Origin of the sequence: Azospirillum sp. BE72 (assembly GCF_031455875.1) — a bacterium.
Lineage (GTDB): Bacteria > Pseudomonadota > Alphaproteobacteria > Azospirillales > Azospirillaceae > Azospirillum.
In genome coordinates, this window is record NZ_JAVDTO010000016.1 from 37,867 (window position 1) to 56,688 (window position 18,822).

Consider the following 18,822-nt stretch of genomic DNA (forward strand, 5'->3'; position numbering starts at 1 on the left):
TTTATCGGGCGACATACCAGTCGGCGCGGTGATTGAAGGCGACGAAAGCGTTCAGCACCGCCGCCCCCAGGATCGAGGCGAGCAGCGCCGGCCACTCCAGAACGAAGGCGGCGGCGGAGAAGACCGCCAGATCGAACAGCGACTGCAGCCAGCCGGCGCGGAAGCCGGTCTTTTCCTGCAGGTAATAGGCGAGGATGCCGACACCGCCGCCGCTGGCGCCGTGGCGGAACAGCCCGATCACCCCGATCCCGACGCAGAAGCCCGCCAGAACCGCCGCGACATAGGGGTTGATGGCGCTGAAGCTCATCATCGACGGCAGCAGGCTGGACAGCAGGGAAATGCCGGTCACCGCGACCAGCGACTTGACCGTGAAGCCGACGCCGATGCGGGCCAGTGCAAGGAAGTAGAAGGGCAGGTTGACGAGGAAGAACAGAATTCCAAAGTCGATGCCCGTCGCATAGGAAATCACGAAGCTCAACCCTGCCGCCTGCCCGGTGACCAGCCCGGCGGCATGCAAAATGGCAATGCCGAACGACGTCATGACGACGCCGAACAGTTGCCCTTGCAAATTGTCAAAGACGCTATGCGCCGCCTTTGGTCGCTCGTAAATGACCGATGAGGGGGATGACGAAATAGTCGGGGCGGAATTGTTCGTCATGCCAATCACCCTTGGTCCTCGCCTGTGTGTTTACACGCGACAACCAATATAGGTCATTTCTGCTGACCTATCCATACTTCACTTCGGTGACGGGGGAGCTATGCGATTTGCGGAGGGTGGGCGCGAAGACGGTCCTTTGGTGCCGGCAGTCCCGCCTTTCTCCCGCTCTTCCAAATCGCGGAAGAGCGGGCGAGCATTGCGATCCGGCATCATTCGCAAGGTCACGCCGCCAACGTCCGCGCCAGCGTGTCACCGTCGACGTTGCGGCCGGACAGCACCGCCACCGTCCGTCCGGTTCGTCCCAGCCGACCGCTCAGCACCGCGGCGACGCCGGCTGCGCCCGCTCCCTCGGCCACCACGCCGAATGAGTCGTGCAAGGCGCGCATCGCCGCGGCGATCTCCGCCTCTTCCACCTCGACCACCCTGTCGACCAGCGTGTCGACGATGGCCTGGGGCAGCTTGCCCAGCGCGTGGACGTTGATGCCGTCGGCCAGCGTCGGGCCGCCCCGCCGGGCCAGCCTCACGCCGATCACCCGCACGCGCGGGCGCTGCGCCTTCACCGCGGCGGCGACACCGGCCAGCAACCCGCCGCCGCCGACGGGAACCACCACCGTCTCAACATCCGGCCGGTCGGCAAGGATTTCCAGCCCGACGGTGCCCTGGCCGGCGATCACGTCGGGATCGTCATAAGGGTGGAGGAAGGTCAGCCGCCGGTCGGCCGCCAGTTCCAGCGCCTTTCCCTTGGCCTCGCCCACCGTGGCGCCGTGCAGCACCACCTCCGCCCCGAGGGCAGCAGTCCGCTCCACCTTGCAGCGGGGGGCCGTCTCCGGCATCACGATGGTGGCCTTCACCCCCAGCCGCGCAGCATGCAAAGCCACACCCTGCGCGTGGTTGCCGGCCGACATCGCCACCACGCCGCTGGCCCGTTCCGGCGCGGTCAAGCGCAGCAGGCGGTTCAGCGCGCCGCGCTCCTTGAAGGCGCCGGTGGCCTGGAAGACCTCCGCCTTCAGCCATAGGTCCCGACCCAGGGCCGACGCATGGAGCAGGGGCGTCCGGACGATCTGGCCGGACAGCCGCCGGGCGGCATCGGTCACCGCCGACAGCGGCAGCCAGGCCGGCAGACGCTCCTCATCGAAGGCGGGGGTGTGGACAGGCGTGCAGGCGGACAGAGTGCGCGCGGCATCGGCATGCGCGGTGAGCATCGCGAAATTCCTCGACGAACGAATTTTGGGTAGGACGGGCTTGACCCGGACCGCCTCAGCGGACCGGGTGAGTAATTCGCGCCGAGCCACACATTCGCTCGCCGAGACGGACGTCGAGCTGCGACGCCGCGACAGCGGTCAGACGGTTGGACTTGTCATGAACCGGATTGAGGGTTCCGGAGACCACAGGGTGCAGCGACACGCCACACTCTCCACACGACCAGTGAACACGAATACGGCAACTGTCCGACGCTCTCAGAGCGCCGGGCCGGTAATTCGCATTCGCATGGTGGCGGTGGTGTTCATGGGATCTGAATACCCGCTGCCGCAGCATCGGTCAAGCCGTGATCGAGCAAAATGTCGCAGGCCGCTCACCTGTCGTCAGTTCAGCTCGACCCGGTTTCGCCCGAGCGCCTTGGCACGGTACAGCGCCTGATCGGCGCGGCCCAGCACGCTTTCCACTGTATCCGCCAATGGACGGACTTCCGTCAGGCCGAAACTGCCGGTCAATTGGAACCGTCGGCCATCCGGCAACGGGATCGCCAGAGCCGCCAGACCACTGCGCAGCCGTTCCGCGATTGCCGCACCGTCGTTCCGACCGGTATCCGCCAGCAGGATCGCGAACTCCTCCCCGCCGATGCGGCCGATCTGGTCGGTTGCGCGCAGATGGCGGCGAATCTCCTCCACCACGTTGCGGATGGCGGCATCGCCGGCCGCATGGCCCAGCCCGTCGTTGATGCGCTTGAAGTGGTCGATGTCGAGCATGACGAGGCAGGCCGGCTCGACAATGGGCCTGGGTTCGGCACCGCCTTGCCCGGCCAGCAGCCGGTCCAGCAGGTCCAGGATATGACGGCGGTTGTGGGCGCCGGACAGCGGATCGGTGGTGGCCAGACGGTGCAGTTCATGCTCCATCCGCCGGCGCTCGGTGATGTCGGTGGCGATGCCGATCAGGCCGGCGGCCGTACCGTCCGCCCCGGTCAGCGGGCGCTTCACCACCAGCAATTCGCGCGGGGCTCCATCCGGCCCGACCACGCTGGTCTCGAAAGAAAAAGCCTCCGTGCCGGTGCCCGTCCGCGCCTGCCTGTCGATGGTCCATTCGATGCCGTCGTCCGCATCCGGGAAAAGTTCGCGGAAGGCCCGGTTGCAAAGGGTGCTGCGGCCGGCGGCGTCCCGGTACCAGACCGGGCTCGGCATCATCTCCACCAGATTTTCGATGAAGCGGCGCTGCTCGTCGGCCAGCGCGGTCTGCCTTTCCAGTTCCGCCGTGCGCTCGGCAACGCGGCGTTCCAGGGAGTGGTTCAGGGTCTCGATGGTGACGAGGTCGCGCCAGCCGCGCACCGCGCCGATGAGGCTGGTGAACAGCTTCTGCGCGGTCAACTCGGCCTTGCTCTTGTAGTCGTTGATGTCATAGGCGACGATCACCTCGCGCTCCGGCGCCTGACCGGGTTGGCCGGTGCGCAGGATGATGCGGATGTGGCGGTTGCCCAGGTCACGGCGGATGTGATGGACCAGCCGCAGCCCGGCGTCATGGGTCTCCATCACCACGTCCAGCAGAACCACCGGCAAATCCGTCCGCTCAGCCAGGATCGCCCGTGCCTCCGCCGCCGAAAAGGCACTCACGATGGCGAAGCGGCGGCCTTCGAACTCGAAGTCGTTCAGCAGGACACGGGTCATCGCGTGCACCTGCTCGTCATCGTCGACCACCAGGATAGGCCAGGGGGCCGCGCCGACGGACGGCTGTTCCGGCGGCTGTTCGGACGACGTCTCCGCCTGTTCGTCGCCGAACAGCAGGTCGTCGGGAGACATGGCTGCGGACGAGTCTTGTCCAGGAGAGGTTTGCATATCCCTGTCGCTCACTGGGCTTCTATATCGACGCCTGAGAAATCCTGTTTGAATAAGTTGTTCGTGTAATTCTTCACCTCTTTGCGATGAACCACCGCAATGAAAGTGTTGGCTATAGGGAACCACGGCATTTCACGATTGAATATCTGTTGCGCCTTGCGATAATACTCCGCGCGCTTCTCGATATTGTTATCGGATTTTGCTTTGGTGATCTGTTCTTCGAAATCCGGATTGCACCATCTTGCGACGTTGGTGCCGCCCGGATGCACGCCGGTGCAGCTCAGCAGGAAATACAGGAAGTTGTCGGGATCGCCGTTGTCGCCGGTCCAGCCATAGATCACCATGTCCTGGTCGCCCTGCGTCACGCGGCTGCGATAGTTGCCCCAATTCTCCGTCTTCAGCGTGACCTTGATCCCAACGCGCTCCAGGTTCTCCCGGATCATTTCGGCGGCGCGCTTGCCGTTGGGCATGTAGGGGCGCGTGACCGGCGGATACCAGAGATCCAGGGTGAAGCCCTCCGGAAATCCTGCTTCGATCAACAGGCTGCGCGCGGCCACGGGATCGAACGGGTGGTCTTCGATGCTGTCGTCGTAAGACCACATGCCGGGCGGGATCGGGTTCTTTGCCGGCCGCCCTCCATTCTGATAGACGGCATCGACCAACGTGCGCTTGTCGATCGCCAGGGTCACGGCACGCCGCACCCGCACATCGTCGAGCGGCGGCTTGCCTGTGTTGAGCGCCATATAGGCGACATTCTTCCCGTCCTGCTGCTCGATGACCAGATTGGGGTCCTTTTCGATCTTTCCCAACTCCGCCGGGTTCGGGAATATCATCACATGACACTCGCCGGACCGCAGCTTGTTCAGGCGCACGGCGATGTTCGGGGTGATCGAGTAGATGAGGTTGTCCAGAGGCTGGCGCCCCTGCCAATAGCCGTCGAACGCCTTGTAGCGGATGGCGAGATCGCGCTGATAGGACACAAGACGGAACGGTCCCGTGCCGATGGGCTCCTCGTCGAACAGGTCCGGCCGCTTCGCCTTCATCAAGCTGTCGGCATATTCCGCCGACTGGATCGACAGGAACGGCATGGCGAGATCGGCCAGGAACGGAGCTTCCGGCCGGTTCAGCGTGATGCGAACCGTGTGGTCGTCCAGCTTCTCCACCGACTTCAACAGGGTCGGCAGCCCCATGCCGCGGAAGTAATCGTAAGTTGCCGGACCGACAGTGTGATAGGGATGATCGCTCTTCCATTGCCGCTCGAACGAGAACAGCACGTCATCGGCATTGAGCGGCCGGCTGGGCTTAAAATACTCGTTTGAATGAAATTGGACGTTCCGGCGCAAGCGGAAATCGTAGACCAGACCATCGTCGGAAACCGTATAGGATTCGGCAAGAGCCGGTGTGATGATCTGCGTGCCGCGGCCGAATTCCACCAGATTGTTGAACAGGGGGCTGGCCGCATTCACACTGGTGCCGGAGGTGGACACTTGCGCGTTGAAGCTCTGCGGATTTCCTTCCGTGCAGTAGACAAGTGACTTGTCGGCCTGTGCAGCGCCGGACGTTCCCGCAAGCAAGACGAGAACAGACAGCCCCTTCGCAAGCCTCTTCGAGAACGTCGTCGGCGGCAAAGGCATTTACTGCTCCTGCACGGATTGTGCTTCCATCGCAAGAGCGACGTTATCAGTAGCAAGTCGTCGTGGAAAGCGAATGGTGAAGCGTACACCCTGGCCGGGACGGCTCTCCACCACAACCTTTCCACCCAGCCTATTCGCCACGAGATTGTAAACAATGTGCAGCCCGAGCCCGGTGCTGCCGGTTCCGCGGCGGGTGGTGAAGAACGGATCGAACACCCGTCCCAGATCGGCCGGCGGAATACCCTTGCCATTATCGGTATAGACCAGTTCCACCAACTCCGGGCTCGGCGCGCAGGCAGTGATCAGAAGGTGCCCCTGCTGTCCGTCCTGATATCCATGGATGAGGGAGTTCATCACGAGATTGGTGAGGACCTGAGCCAGGGCGCCGGGATAGCCGTTGATCTCGATGCCATCGGGGCACTCGACCCGCAGGCCGTGGCCCGCGCGGCGCCAGGACGGGCTGAGACTGGTCGCCAGATCCTCCAGATAGGGTTTCAATTCGAAGCGCCGCCCCTCGCCGCTGGTCTGGTCGGCGGCGACCTGCTTGAAGCTCTGCACCAGTTCGCCGGCCTGACGCAGGTTCAGCACCATCAGCCGTGCCAATTCCTCCGCCGTCTCCTGGAAATCGGCGAAGTCGCTACGGCGCAGGTTTCCCTCTCGGGCCAGGCGCCCGATCGATTCCAACCGGTCCTGCAGATGGGTGGCCCCCATCAGGGCATTGCCGAGCGGCGTGTTGATCTCGTGCGCCACGCCGGCGACCAGTGCGCCGAGAGAGGCCATTTTCTCCGCCTGGATCAGATCGGCCTGGGTGCGGCGCAGGTCCTCCAAAGCGCGGTCTGCACGCTCCTTCGCCTCGCGGGCCGCCAGCTCCCGCAGACCGATTTCGCGGATGAAGAAGGCCGCGGCGCGCGCCATCGCGCCGAATTCGTCCTGACGGCGCGTGCCGTCGATCGGGCCGGCCAGCGGATCCTCGGCCAGCCGGGTCATCTGCCGCTGCAGCCGCAAGACCGGCCTGCTGATGGACCGCGCGACCACGACCGCCGCTCCACCGCCCAGCAGCAGGCCGATGGTCGCCCCGATGATCAGGATGCGGCTCAGCAGGTCGCCGATGCGTGCCGCCTCGTCGCGGAAGGTCTCGTCCAGTTGCCGGGCGGTCTCCACCAGGGCACCGGCATCGCGGTCCATGGCGATCAGAAGCTGGTTGAGGCGGCGCAACCCCGCCGCGGTCCGGCCGAGGCTGTCGCGCCAGCTGCGGATGGCCGACAGCACCTCGTCCTGCAGCAGCGGCGACATGGGAAGCCCGCGGACGGCTTCCAGCAACGTACCGGCATCGTCGACGATGCGGTCGGCTTCCTCCGCGTCGCGCACCGCCACCGCGTCGGCCGCCCGCCGCCCCAGGCGCAAGGCGACGATGGCGATATTCTGGGTTTCCTGCTCCGTATCATTGGCCTGGATGGCATAGGCGATCAGCTGCACCACCTCTTCCTGGAGTGCGGTGTATCCGGTCGCCTTCACCATCAGGATGCGGGCGGTCAGCGCCTCGATGGCGGAGGCTGCTTCGGCGCTGGCATGCTGGGCGTCGGCAAGCCTCCGCTGCGCAGCGGTGGAGCGCGCCTGCACCTCATGCAACCCGTCCAGTGCCGGGCGGACCGATGGCAGGAGGGTGGATAGGAGGGTCACGTCCGGCTGTTGGTTCAAGGTGCCGGTCAGGACCAGCGCCCGCACCACCGGCAGGGTCCGGATGACCTGCTCCGCCAGCATCCGTTCCCCAAGGCCGGCGCCCGACCTGCCGTCTTCGCTAAAGCCGGCCGCCGCCTGGAGCGCCTTTTCGAACCGGTTAAGCGCCGCGTCGCGCTCCGCCCGCGTCTCGTGCAGCGCCTGCACGGCGGACTGCAGGTCGGCGACCGCCGCGGCATAGCGGCCGGCGGTTTCCGTCGCCGGATAGCGGTCGGCCAACGGGTCGGTGCGGCGCAACGCCGCCTGGAGCCGGCCGGCGGTGGCCGTCAGCTTGTCGGTGGCGATGCGGAAATCCGCGGCGGTCAGCGGCCGCCCGGTGCCGAAGACTCCGGCTCCGAAGGCCAGTGCCGCGACATGCTGCGCTTCCGCCCGTTGCAGGGCCAGCATCGCCTCGCGCAGTTCATGGGCCCCGTCGACCACGTCGCGGCTGTCGCGCAGGCGCTGGTCCGCTTCCGTCAGCGAGCCGAGGGAGTCCACATTGGCGGCGTGCTGACGCTTTCGGGCACGATCGGTCAGGGTCATCAGGCTGGCGGCATGCCGGCCCATATCGGCGACGGCCGCATCATTGGCGCCCGTCACTTCGATGAAGGCGCGCATCTGGCCGACGTAGCGCTCCAGCACAGCGGTGGCGCGCTCCACCTCATGCCGGTGGGCGGCGGCCGATCCCGATGTGTCCAACTGCCGCAGTTCGGCATCCGCCGAGGCCGACAATGCTTCGAACCGGGCGACACGGCCGGCGCGATCGGTGGGAGCGACCTGGAGATAATCGATCCGCGCCGCTGTCGCTGCCAGCACGTCGCGATAAACGGAACCGGCAAGCACCGCCGCCTCGTAAACCCGTTCGCTGCGGTCCAGCAGAAGACCGCCGGTGACGGCGATCACCGCGGCCACCGCCACCGGGACGCCCCCCACAATCGCGATGCGCGAGCGAATCCTCATGCGCACCCCGCCGCGGTCATCCGCGCGCAGGCCGTCCCGGCGGGATGCCGGGGTAACGAAGAGGATGACCGGCGGTCCGCCACGAACGCTCCGCACACAGGATCACTGGTGCCTTATCAGAGCAACAGGCGGGGGCAAAGGGGTAATGATGAACGTACGAAAGCGGTAACGCGGGCGGGTCGTCGTCACGCCCGCCCGCGAGCCCCGATCAGCAGGGGTGGTTCTCTCCGCGGCGCACGCAGGTGATCTGTCCCATGATCGAGATGGCGATCTCGGCCGGGGTGACGGCGCCGATGGACAGGCCGACGGGGCCGCGGATCCGCTTGACCTCGGCCTCGCTCAGCCCTTCGTCGCGCAGGCGGTCAAGACGCAGCGCGTGAGTGCGCTTGCTGCCCAGCGCGCCGACATAGAAGGCGGAGGAGCGCAGGGCGGCGATCAGTGCCGGATCGTCCAGCTTGGGATCGTGGGTCAGGGTCACGACCGCGGTGCGGACATCGGGCTTCAGTTCCGCCAAGGCCTCGTCCGGCCAAAAATGGTTCAGCTTGACGCCGGGGAAGCGCGCCTCGGTCGCGAAGGCTCCACGCGGATCGATCACCGTCACGTCATAGCCGGTCAGCGCCGCCGCCGGGGCCAGCGCCTGGGCGATGTGCACCGCGCCGACGATCAGCAACCGCATGGCCGGGTTGTGGACATGCACGAACAGGCGGAAGCCGTCCTCGTCCTGCGGATCGACCAGCAGGCCGGAACGGTCCTGGCGGATGCGCCGACGCACCTCGTCCAGCAGGTCGGGCTCCAGCCCGAAGCCGCCATGGATGGTGTCTTCGAAGACAAGGGTTTGCAGACCGCTGTTGAGGTCGGTCACCAGGGCGGCCGGGATCGCGGCGGCCTTCGCCGCAAGCAGCCGGTCCAGAATTTCGCGTTTCATTCCACGGCCTCGATATAGACCTGTACCTGCCCGCCGCAGGCCAGCCCGACTTCCCAGGCCATTTCGTTGGTGATGCCGAAGGACAGCACGCGCGGTTCGCCGTCCTCCATGGTCTTGGCGGCCTCATGCGCCACGGCGCCTTCGATGCAGCCGCCGGACACGGAACCCGCCATCGACCCGCGGTCGTCGACCGCCATCTGGCTGCCGACCGGCCGCGGCGAAGAGCCCCAGGTCGACACGACGGTCGCCAGGGCCACCCTGCGGCCGGCGGCGCGCCAAGCGGCTGCCTGCTCCACGATGTTGTCCGCCATCAGGGTGTCGTTCATCCCGCCGCCTCCTTCAACCAGCGGCGCAAGCCCGGGTTACGTCGCGGACGGTCGGCCGACAGGACACCGGCCAGATCCGCGAGGCTGTTCAGGCTGTGGGCCGCAAGAAAATCGTCCACATGCGGCAGCAGCGCCCGGATGCCCGAGGATTTCGGCGCGAAGCCTTCCCAGCGCAACAAAGGATTCAGCCAGACGAGCCGCCGACAGCTTTTGTGCAACCGTTCGGCCTCTGCCGCAAGCCCTTCCCCTGCATCCCTGTCCAGCCCGTCGGTAATGAGAAGCACGACCGCGCCCTGGCCCAGCACCCGCCTCGCCCAGGTCCGGTTGAAGGCGTGCAGCGCGGTGCCGATCCGCGTGCCGCCCGACCAGTCGGCGACCGCCCCCGACACCGCGTCGAGCGCCACGTCGACATCCTTGTGCCGCAGATGGCGGGTGATGTTGGTCAGCCGCGTGCCGAAGACAAAGCTGTGTACCCGGTCGCGGTCGTTGGTGACGGCATGCATGAAATGCAGCAGCATCCGCGAATAGCGGGTCATCGAACCGGAGATGTCGCACAGCACCACTAGCGGCGGCGGCCGGGTGCGGCGGCGCTTGCGGGCCAAATCGGACAGGTCGCCGCCGCTGCGCAGCATCCGTCGCAAGGTGGCGCGCGGATCGACGCGTGGCCCCATCGGGTCCGCTCGAAAACGCCGGGTCGTGACCTCCGCCAGCGGCAGGGCGAGACGGGTCAGCAGGCGCTTGGCCTGCGCCATCTCCTCCCCCGTCATCTTCTCGAAATCCTTGTCCTGCAGGCGTTCGGCGGCCGACACGGTGAAGGAGGCGTCGAGTTCGATCTCGGTCTTCTCGGGTTCCTCCTGTTCGGTGCCGCTGCCGTGCAGGGCCTCGGCGAGGCGCTGGGCCATCTCCGGCCGGTCGGGCGGTGCCTCCGTCCGCACCTTCGGCAGCATCAGCGACATCATCTTCTTCAAGATGTCGGGATTGCGCCAGAAGACATGGAAGGCCTGGTCGAACAGCTCGCTCTGGTCGTGGCGGTTCACGAAGATCGCGTGCAGCGCCCAATAGAAGTCGGTGCGGTTGGACAGGCCGACCGCCTCCACCGCCTCGACCGCCTGCAGGACCTTGCCCGGCCCGACCGGCAGGCCGGCGGCGCGCAGCGCGCGGGCGAAATGCATCAGGTTGAGGGTGAGGCGGCCGGCCGGCGCGTCGTCCGTCATGGCGGCCTCAGCGCGCGGTGGTGGCGGCCAGCTCGGTCTTGACCTGGGTCAGGATGCGCGCCGCCTCGCTGCCCTGGATGCGGGCGATATCATCTTGGTATTTCAGCAGCGTGCCCAGAGTGTCGTTGATGACGGAGGGCTCAAGCTCCAGCTGGTTCAGTTCGACTAGAGCCTGCGCCCAGTCCAGCGTCTCCGCCACGCCCGGCGCCTTGTAGAGGTCCATGCCGCGCAGGGTCTGGACGAAGCCCACCACCTGGGCGGCCAGCCGCGCGTCGGCCTGCGGCGCCTTGACCGCCAGGATCTCCCGCTCCCGCGCGGCGCCGGGGTAATCGACCCAATGGTAGAAGCAGCGCCGCTTCAGCGCGTCGTGGATCTCGCGCGTGCGGTTGGAGGTCAGGATGACGATGGGCGGCTCCGGCGCATGGACGGTGCCGAATTCCGGGATCGAGACCTGATAGTCGGACAGGATCTCCAGCAGATAGGCTTCGAACGGTTCGTCGGTGCGGTCCAACTCGTCGATCAGCAGAACCGGTGGCCCGGCAAGGTCGGGTTCCAGCGCCTGCAGCAGCGGACGCTTGACCAGGAAGCGTTCGGAGAACAGATCGGAGGCCAGCGATTCGCGGTCCTGCCCGCCCGACGCCTCGGCCAGCCGGATTTCCATCATCTGGCGGGCATAGTTCCACTCATAGACGGCGGACGATGCGTCCAGCCCTTCATAGCATTGCAGCCGCAGCAGCTTGCGGCCGAGCGTCGCCGACAGGACCTTGGCGATCTCCGTCTTGCCGACGCCCGCCTCGCCCTCCAGGAACAGCGGGCGCTTCAGCTTCAGCGCCAGGAACAGCGCGGTCGCCAGCGAGCGGTCCGCGACGTAATTGCCGCGGGTGAGAAGCGCCAGCGTGTCATCGACGGAGGCGGGAAGGGGGGTGGTCATGAAGGGCCTTGGAGATGGTCGATAAATACCCTCTCCCGCCTCGGGAGAGGGAGGGGACCCACCGAAGGTGGGGAGGGTGAGGGGTGAGGCAAGAATCCAGTGCTTGGATCCTTGGAGCCACCCTCACCCTTCCCACCGCTTCGCGGCGGGCCCCTTCCCTCTCCCGGGGCGGGAGAGGGATCTAAATCACCCAGCCGCTTCGACCGCGCGCTTCGCCATCACTGTGACGAGGTGGGCGCGGTAGTCGGCGCTGGCGTGGATGTCGGCGTTCAGGCCGTCGGCCTCCACCGACAGGCCGTTCAGGGCGTCGGCGCGGAAGTCGGCGGCGAGCGCCGTCTCGAACGCCTCGGCGCGGAAGACGGAGCCGGCGGCACCGGTCACCGCCACCCGAACCTCCCCACCGAACCGGGCGACGAACACGCCGACGATGGCGTAGCGGCTGGCCGGGTTGCGGAACTTCGCATAGGCCGCCTTGTCGGCACGGGAGAAGCGCACCGACTTGATGATCTCGCCCGGCTCCAGCGCGGTTTCGAACATGCCGGTGAAGAAATCTTCGCCGGCGATGCTGCGGCGGTCGGTCGTCACCGTGGCCTTCAGCGCAACCACCGCCGATGGATAGTCGGCCGACGGGTCAGCGTTGGCGATGGAACCGCCGAGCGTGCCCATGTTGCGGACCTGCCGGTCGCCGATGCCCTCGGCGAGGCTGGCCAGGGACGGGATCACCCGCTTCACGAGGTCGGAATGGGCGACCTCGGCGTGGCGGGTGAAGGCGCCGATCTCCAACCCGCCATCCACCTCGCGGATGCCCTTCAGCTCCGGAATGGCGCCGAGGTCGATCAGGTCGGTCGGTCGGGCGAGGCGCTGTTTCAGCGTCGGCAGCAGGGTCTGGCCGCCGCCCAGCAGCTTGGCCTCTTCCGCCTGGATGGCGGCCGCCGCGTCGGCAAGCGTTGTCGGCCGTTGGTACGTGAACGCGTACATTCTCTAGCCTCCTTCTTCGGCCGTCTTATTCCGCCGCCATGGCAGGAGTGGGGGCGGGCGTGGCGTCGCGGATGGTCCGCCAGACCTTCTCCGGCGTCGCCGGCATGTCCATGTGGGTGACGCCATAGTCCGACAGCGCGTCCACCACCGCATTCATCACGGCGGCGGCGGCACCGATGGTACCGGCCTCGCCGCAGCCCTTCACGCCCAGCGGGTTGTGGGTGCAGGGCTGGTCCTCGTGATAGCGCACGGTGAAGGATGGGACATCGTCGGCCCGCGGCATGCAATAGTCCATGTAGGAGCCGGTGACGAGCTGCCCCGATTCCTCGTCATAGACGCAGTTCTCGTACAGCGCCTGGCCGATGCCCTGGACCAGGCCGCCATGCACCTGCCCCTCGACGATCAGCGGGTTGATGACGTTGCCGAAATCGTCCACCGCGGCGAAGCTGACGATGGTGGTGACGCCGGTGTCGGGGTCGATCTCCACCTCGCAGACATGGCAGCCGTTGGGGTAGGTGAAGTTCTTCGGATCGTAGAAGGCCTGCTCGTCCAGTCCCGGCTCCAGCTCGTCGAGCGGGAAGTTGTGCGGGACGTAGGCCTGCAGGGCGATGTCGCCGATGCCCAGGCTCTTGTCGGTGCCGGCGACGGTGAAGCGGCCATCCTTCACCTCGATGTCGGTCTCGGCGGCCTCCAGCATATGGGCGGCGATCTTCTTCGCCTTGCGCTCCACCTTGTCCATCGCCTTCACCAGGGCGGAGCCGCCGACCGCGAGCGAGCGCGAGCCGTAGGTGCCCATGCCGAAGGGGATCTTGTTGGTGTCGCCGTGGACGATCTCGACATTCTCGATCGGGATGCCGAAGCGGTCCGCCACGATCTGGGCGAAGGTGGTCTCATGGCCCTGGCCGTGGCTGTGAGAGCCGGTGAAGACCGTCACTGAACCTGTTGGATGGAAACGGACTTCCGCGCATTCATAAAGTCCCGCGCGAGCACCGAGGGCACCGGCGACATTGCTGGGGGCGATGCCGCAGGCCTCGATGTATGTCGCGAATCCGATGCCGCGCAGCTTGCCACGCGCCTTCGATTCGGCCCGGCGCTGCTGGAAGCCGGGGTAGTCGACCAGCGGCAGGGCGATGTCCAGGTTCTTGGCGAAGTCACCGGTGTCGTATTGCAGCGCCACCGGCGTCTGGTAGGGCATCGCCTCCTTCGGCACGAAATTGCGGCGGCGGATCTCGGTCTTGTCCATGCCCATCACGCCGGCGGCGACATCGACCAGCCGTTCGATCAGATAGCAGGCTTCCGGCCGGCCGGCGCCGCGATAGGCATCGACGGGGGATGTGTTGGTGAAGACCGCCTTCACCTCGGCATAGATCGCCGGGGTCTTGTACTGGCCGGCCAGCAGGGTGGCATAGAGGTAAGTCGGGATCGACGGCGCGAAGGTCGACAGATAGGCGCCGAGATTGGCCAGTGTCGAGACGCGGAGCGCCAGGAAATTGCCGTCGGCGTCCATCGCCAGCTCGGCATGGCTGACATGGTCGCGGCCATGGGCGTCGGTCAGGAAGCTCTCGGAGCGGTCGGCGGTCCATTTCACCGGACGGCCGACTTTGCGCGCCGCCCAGGTGACGACGGCCTCCTCGCCGTAATGGAAGATCTTCGACCCGAAGCCGCCGCCGACGTCGGGCGCCACCACCCGCAGCTTGTGTTCGGGAATGCCCAGCACGAAGGCGCCCATCAGCAGGCGGGTGACGTGCGGGTTCTGGCTGGTGGTGGTCAGGGTATATTCGCCACTGGACTGGTCGTATTCGCCCATCGCCGCCCGCGGTTCCATCGCGTTCGGCACCAGCCGCTGGTTGACCAGATCGATCTTGGCGACATGGGCGGCGTTGGCGAAGGCGGCATCCACCGCCGCCTGATCGCCCAGATGCCAGTCGTAGCAGACATTGTCCGGCGCATCGTCATGGACCAGCGGCGCGCCGCCGGCGATCGCGCGGGTGGAGGAGCCCACCGCCGGCAGTTCCTCGTAATTGACCACCACCATCTCGGCGGCGTCGCGCGCCTGCTCGCGGGTCTCGGCGATCACCACCGCCACCGCGTCTCCGACATAGCGCACGCGGTCGCGTGCAAGCGGATAGTGCGGCGGCTCCTTCATCGGCGAGCCGTCCTTGGAGTGGATCTGCCAGCCGCAGGGCAGGCTGCCGACCTTGTCGGCCTCCATGTCGGCCCCGGTCAGCACGGCGACCACGCCCGGCATCGCTGCCGCGTCTGTGAAGTCGATGCCCAGGATGCGGGCATGGGCGTAGGGGGAGCGCACATGGACCGCATGGGTCATGTTCGGGCGCTTGAAATCGTCGGTGTAGTTGCCGCGGCCGGTCAGAAAGCGCTGGTCTTCGCGCCGGCGCACCGAGGCGCCGATGCCATTGGGGTTCGCCATCTCGTGTTTCCTCCCACAGGAACGCGTAAGATGCGGAAATGCTTGGTTTTTGAGCTTTTCGCCCTTATTCGGCCGCAACCGGCGCCGGTTGCGCGCCCGCCATCGCTTCCGCCCCTGCCTTCACCGCCTTGACGATGTTGTGATAGCCGGTGCAGCGGCAGATGTTGCCCTCCAACCCCTCGCGGATTTCGGCCTCGGTCGGGTTCGGGTTGTCGCGGACCAGATCGACCGCGCTCATCACCATGCCCGGCGTGCAGAAGCCGCACTGCAGCCCGTGATGCTCGCGGAAGGCGGCCTGCATCGGGTGCAGCGTGCCGTCGGCCGCCGCCAGCCCTTCGATCGTCGTGACCTCCGTTCCATTGGCCTGGACGGCCAGCGCGGTGCAGGACTTCACCGACCGGCCGTCGACAAGGACGACGCAGGCGCCGCACTGGCTGGTGTCGCAGCCGACATGGGTGCCCGTCAGGCCGAGATGCTCGCGCAGGAAGGCGACGAGCAGGGTGCGCTCCTCCACCTCGCGCGAGACCGTCTTGCCATTGACGGTCATCGAAACGGTACAGGACATCGGTTTTCCTCCCGCTGGCTGAAGTCTGGCTTGCAGTCGTTTGGCGTGCAGTTGGGACTTGTTGCTGTCGTGTGACGCGCCTTGAGCCGGAGCCATGGTGGTGTCCGCTTCGGCCGGCGTCTTCCGCCACAAGGATAGGGGGTGACTCGCCGTCGAGGTCAAGAAGCCTGTGCGTGCCTTGGCCGAAAGAATGGCGCGCGGACCGTCATTCTATCGGATTGTACGTACTGGCGCGCAATTTTGTGACGCGTTACAGTGGGTTGGGGCCGCCCGCACACTTGCGGGCACACGAACAAATCAGCCCGGCACCGATCCGGGTGCAGCAACGATAATGGGGAGAGCCGCTATGAATCGCCCGTCCGTGAAACGTCACGTCCTGGCCCTGTGCACTGCCGCCGGCCTTGGACTCGGCCTTGGCCTTGCCGCTCTGCCGGCCAAGGCGGAGACCTTCATCACCGTGCTGACCGGCGGCACCAGCGGCGTCTATTACCCGCTGGGCGTCGCCCTGTCGAACGTGTACGGCAAGGCGCTGCCGGGGGCCAAGGTGACGGCGCAGGCGACCAAGGCGTCGGTGGAGAACCTGAACCTGCTGCAGGCCGGACGCGGCGAGATCGGCTTCACCCTGGGCGATTCGCTGAGCGACGCCTGGAAGGGCAACGAGGAGGTCGGCTTCAAGCAGAAGCTGGAGAAGCTGCGCACCATCGCCGCCATCTATCCCAACTACATCCAGGTGGTCGCTGCCAAGGAGTCCGGCATCAAGACCCTGGCCGACCTGAAGGGCAAGCGTGTGTCGGTCGGCGCGCCGAAGTCGGGGACGGAGTTGAACGCGCGGGCCATCTTCGGCGCCGCCGGGCTCGCCTACAAGGACTTCGCCAAGACCGAGTATCTGCCCTTCGGCGAATCGGTGGACCTGATCAAGAATCGCCAGTTGGACGCGACGCTGATCTCCGCCGGCCTCGGCGTGGCGGCGATCAAGGATCTGTCGGCCTCGCAGGAGGTCACCATCGTCAGCATCCCGGCCGATCTGGTGCAGAAGGTCGGCGATGCCGCCTACATCACCGAGACGATCCCGGCCAACACCTATCCGGGACAGACCGAAGCGGTGCCGACCGCCGCGGTCCGCAACCTGCTGGTCAGCCATTCCGGCGTGTCGGACGATGCCGCCTATGCCATGACCAAGACGCTGTTCGAGAATCTCGACGCGCTGGCCGCCGCCCATGTCGCCGCCAAGCAGATCAAGCTCGACCAGACCGCCACCCAGTCGCCGGTGCCTCTGCATCCGGGCGCCATCAAGTACTTCAAGGAAAAGGGGCTGATGTAAGCGGCGGCCGAGCGGAGAAGACGCAGTGAGCGCAAACAAGACGCAGGCGGACTCCGAGATCCGCCAAGCCATCGACCGGGAAAACCCCGCCACGGTCGCCGCATTCGAGGGGTTCGACGGGCGGGCCGTTTTCGCCATCGCCGTCGCCTTCTCCGCCTTCCAGATCTGGACCGCCGCCTTCAACCCGGTGTCCACCATGGTGGTGCGGGCGGTCCATGTCGGCTTCCTTCTGCTGATGACGTTCACCCTGTTCGGCTTCCGCCAGACGTCGGTGCGCAGACGGGTCCCCTGGTACGACTGGTTCCTGGGACTGACCGCCTTCGGCATCGGTCTCTATCATTACGTGTTCGAGGTCGACCTGATCCAGCGGGCGGGCGATCCCAGCACCACCGACCTGATCGTCGGCACCGTCGCGGTGGCGCTGGTGTTCGAAGGGGCGCGGCGGATCATGGGAATGGCCCTGCCGATCATGTGCGGCGTGTTCATTCCCTACGCCTTGTTCGGCCGTCATCTCCCCTTCGGGCTCGCCCACCGCGGTTACGACATCGATCAGGTGATCGACAACCTGTATTTGTCGACGGAGGGCATCTACGGCACACCGACCTTCGTGTCGGCCAGCTACATCTTTCTGTTCATCCTGTTCGGCGCCTTCCTGGAGCGCGCCGGCATGATCAAGCTGTTCAACGACGTGTCGCTCGGCCTCGTCGGCCATGCCAAGGGCGGGCCGGCCAAGGTGGCGGTGATCTCGTCGGGGCTGATGGGCACCATCAACGGATCCGGCGTCGCCAACGTGCTGACCACCGGCCAGTTCACCATTCCGCTGATGATGCGATTCGGCTATCGCCCGGCCTTTGCCGGTGCCGTGGAGGCCACCGCCAGCATGGGCGGGCAGCTGATGCCGCCAGTGATGGGGGCCGCCGCCTTCATCATGGCGGAGACCATCGGCGTGCCCTACAGCGAGGTGGCTATCGCCGCCGCGATTCCGGCGATCCTCTACTTCGGCAGCGCCTTCTGGATGGTCCATCTGGAGGCTGGCAGGCACAATCTCGTCGGCCTGCCGAAGGACCAGTGCCCGAGCGCGCTGCGCGCCGTGGTGGAGGGCTGGTACCTGATCCTGCCGCTGGCGGCCCTGGTCTATCTGCTGTTCTCGGGCTTCACCCCGCTGTTCGCCGGCGTGATCGGCATCGCGGCGACGGCTGCGCTGATCCTGGGCACCACCATCGTCGGCACCATCGGGCCGATGGCGTTGCGCATCGCCTTCTGGGTGGCAGTGGGGCTGGTTGCCGCCGGGCTGTGGAAGCTGGGATTCCGGACCGAGCATCTGGCCTTCGCCATGGTCGTCCTGCTGGTCGTTCCCTGCCTGCTGTTCAAGGGCGGGCGGCAGACCCTGGTGCTGGTGGTGAACAGCATCGCCGACGGTGCCAAGAACGCCGTGGGCGTCGGCGTCGCCTGCGCGCTGGTCGGCGTGCTGATCGGCATGATGACTCTGACGGGGCTGGCCTCCAGCTTCGCCTCCACCATCGTCGACTGGTCGGGCGGCAACCTGCTGGCGGCACTGGTGCTGACGATGATCGCCTGCATCGTGCTGGGCACCGGATTGCCGACGACGGCGAACTACATCATCACCGCCTCCATCGCCGCGCCCGCCCTGCTGAGCATGGGTGTGCCGCTGATCGTCAGCCATATGTTCGTCTTCTACTTCGGCATCATGGCCGATTTGACCCCACCGGTGGCCCTGGCGGCCCTGGCGGCTTCGTCGATCTGCAAGGCCAACCACATGGACATCGGCTGGATCGCGACGCGGGTGGCGATGGCCGGCTATGTCGTGCCCTTCATGGCGGTCTACGACCCCGCACTGGTGATGCAGACCGGAAGCTGGCTTGCAGTGGCCTACGTCTTCTTCAAGGCCTGCGTCGCCATCGCCCTGTGGGGTGCGGCAACCATCGGCTTCTTCTGGACGCCGTTGCCGCTGTTGGCCCGCCTCTATGCGGCCGTCACCGCCTTCCTGTTCGTCGTGGCATTGCCGATCACCGACGAGGCTGCCTTCGTCCTGACCGGTCTGTTCCTGCTGTGGCAGTACCGCCGCCGGCGCAGTGTCCCGGCGGCTGCACCAGCCTTGTGA

General features: G+C 66.5%; 14 protein-coding genes. 2 read left to right on the forward strand and 12 right to left on the reverse strand.

What is annotated here, in order from left to right:
* Position 1: 1 nt before the first annotated feature.
* The 12 genes from J2Y49_RS26565 to J2Y49_RS26620 form a co-directional block, all read right to left on the reverse strand.
* Positions 2 to 658 (reverse strand): YitT family protein, encoded by a 657-nt coding sequence (locus tag J2Y49_RS26565; protein WP_310118329.1) that lies wholly within the window; start codon positions 656 to 658, stop codon positions 2 to 4.
* 221 nt (positions 659 to 879) lie between these two features.
* Complete coding sequence (locus J2Y49_RS26570) at positions 880 to 1,860, reverse strand: pyridoxal-phosphate dependent enzyme (protein ID WP_310118330.1); 981 nt, start codon at positions 1,858 to 1,860, stop codon at positions 880 to 882.
* Positions 1,861 to 2,241: 381 nt separating this feature from the next.
* Positions 2,242 to 3,666 (reverse strand): diguanylate cyclase, encoded by a 1,425-nt coding sequence (locus J2Y49_RS26575; protein WP_310118331.1) that lies wholly within the window; start codon positions 3,664 to 3,666, stop codon positions 2,242 to 2,244.
* Positions 3,667 to 3,713: 47 nt separating this feature from the next.
* On the reverse strand, positions 3,714 to 5,336 hold the full coding sequence (locus tag J2Y49_RS26580) for an ABC transporter substrate-binding protein (protein ID WP_310118334.1): 1,623 nt from the start codon (positions 5,334 to 5,336) through the stop codon (positions 3,714 to 3,716).
* Entirely contained in the window at positions 5,337 to 8,012 is a 2,676-nt protein-coding gene (locus tag J2Y49_RS26585; protein WP_310118337.1) for a HAMP domain-containing sensor histidine kinase, read from the reverse strand.
* Between the two features lie 208 nt (positions 8,013 to 8,220).
* Complete coding sequence (locus tag J2Y49_RS26590; RefSeq protein ID WP_310118339.1) at positions 8,221 to 8,937, reverse strand: XdhC family protein; 717 nt, start codon at positions 8,935 to 8,937, stop codon at positions 8,221 to 8,223.
* A complete protein-coding gene (locus tag J2Y49_RS26595; protein WP_014249406.1) occupies positions 8,934 to 9,263 on the reverse strand; it encodes an XdhC family protein in 330 nt (109 codons plus the stop codon). The genes J2Y49_RS26590 and J2Y49_RS26595 overlap by 4 nt, the downstream gene beginning before the upstream one ends.
* Positions 9,260 to 10,477 carry a VWA domain-containing protein gene (locus J2Y49_RS26600; RefSeq protein ID WP_310118341.1) on the reverse strand — a complete coding sequence of 406 codons (1,218 nt, stop codon included), beginning with the start codon at positions 10,475 to 10,477 and terminating at the stop codon, positions 9,260 to 9,262. Before J2Y49_RS26600 ends, J2Y49_RS26595 begins: the two co-directional genes overlap by 4 nt.
* Positions 10,478 to 10,484: 7 nt before the next feature.
* Positions 10,485 to 11,408 (reverse strand): MoxR family ATPase, encoded by a 924-nt coding sequence (locus J2Y49_RS26605; RefSeq protein WP_310118343.1) that lies wholly within the window; start codon positions 11,406 to 11,408, stop codon positions 10,485 to 10,487.
* Positions 11,409 to 11,594: 186 nt separating this feature from the next.
* Positions 11,595 to 12,386, reverse strand: a complete 792-nt coding sequence (locus J2Y49_RS26610; RefSeq protein WP_310118345.1) for a xanthine dehydrogenase family protein subunit M — start codon at positions 12,384 to 12,386, stop codon at positions 11,595 to 11,597.
* Positions 12,387 to 12,411: 25 nt separating this feature from the next.
* Entirely contained in the window at positions 12,412 to 14,814 is a 2,403-nt protein-coding gene (locus J2Y49_RS26615) for a xanthine dehydrogenase family protein molybdopterin-binding subunit (RefSeq protein ID WP_310118347.1), read from the reverse strand.
* Between the two features lie 64 nt (positions 14,815 to 14,878).
* The gene (locus J2Y49_RS26620; RefSeq protein ID WP_310118349.1) at positions 14,879 to 15,379 is read right to left on the reverse strand and encodes a 2Fe-2S iron-sulfur cluster-binding protein; all 501 of its coding nucleotides are present in this window, start codon (positions 15,377 to 15,379) and stop codon (positions 14,879 to 14,881) included.
* A 346-nt stretch (positions 15,380 to 15,725) separates the two neighbouring features.
* Between J2Y49_RS26620 and J2Y49_RS26625 the strand changes: the two genes are divergently transcribed.
* Positions 15,726 to 16,700, forward strand: a complete 975-nt coding sequence (locus J2Y49_RS26625) for a TAXI family TRAP transporter solute-binding subunit (protein ID WP_310118351.1) — start codon at positions 15,726 to 15,728, stop codon at positions 16,698 to 16,700.
* Between the two features lie 25 nt (positions 16,701 to 16,725).
* Positions 16,726 to 18,822, forward strand: coding sequence for a TRAP transporter permease (locus tag J2Y49_RS26630; protein WP_310118353.1), 2,097 nt, complete (start codon positions 16,726 to 16,728; stop codon positions 18,820 to 18,822).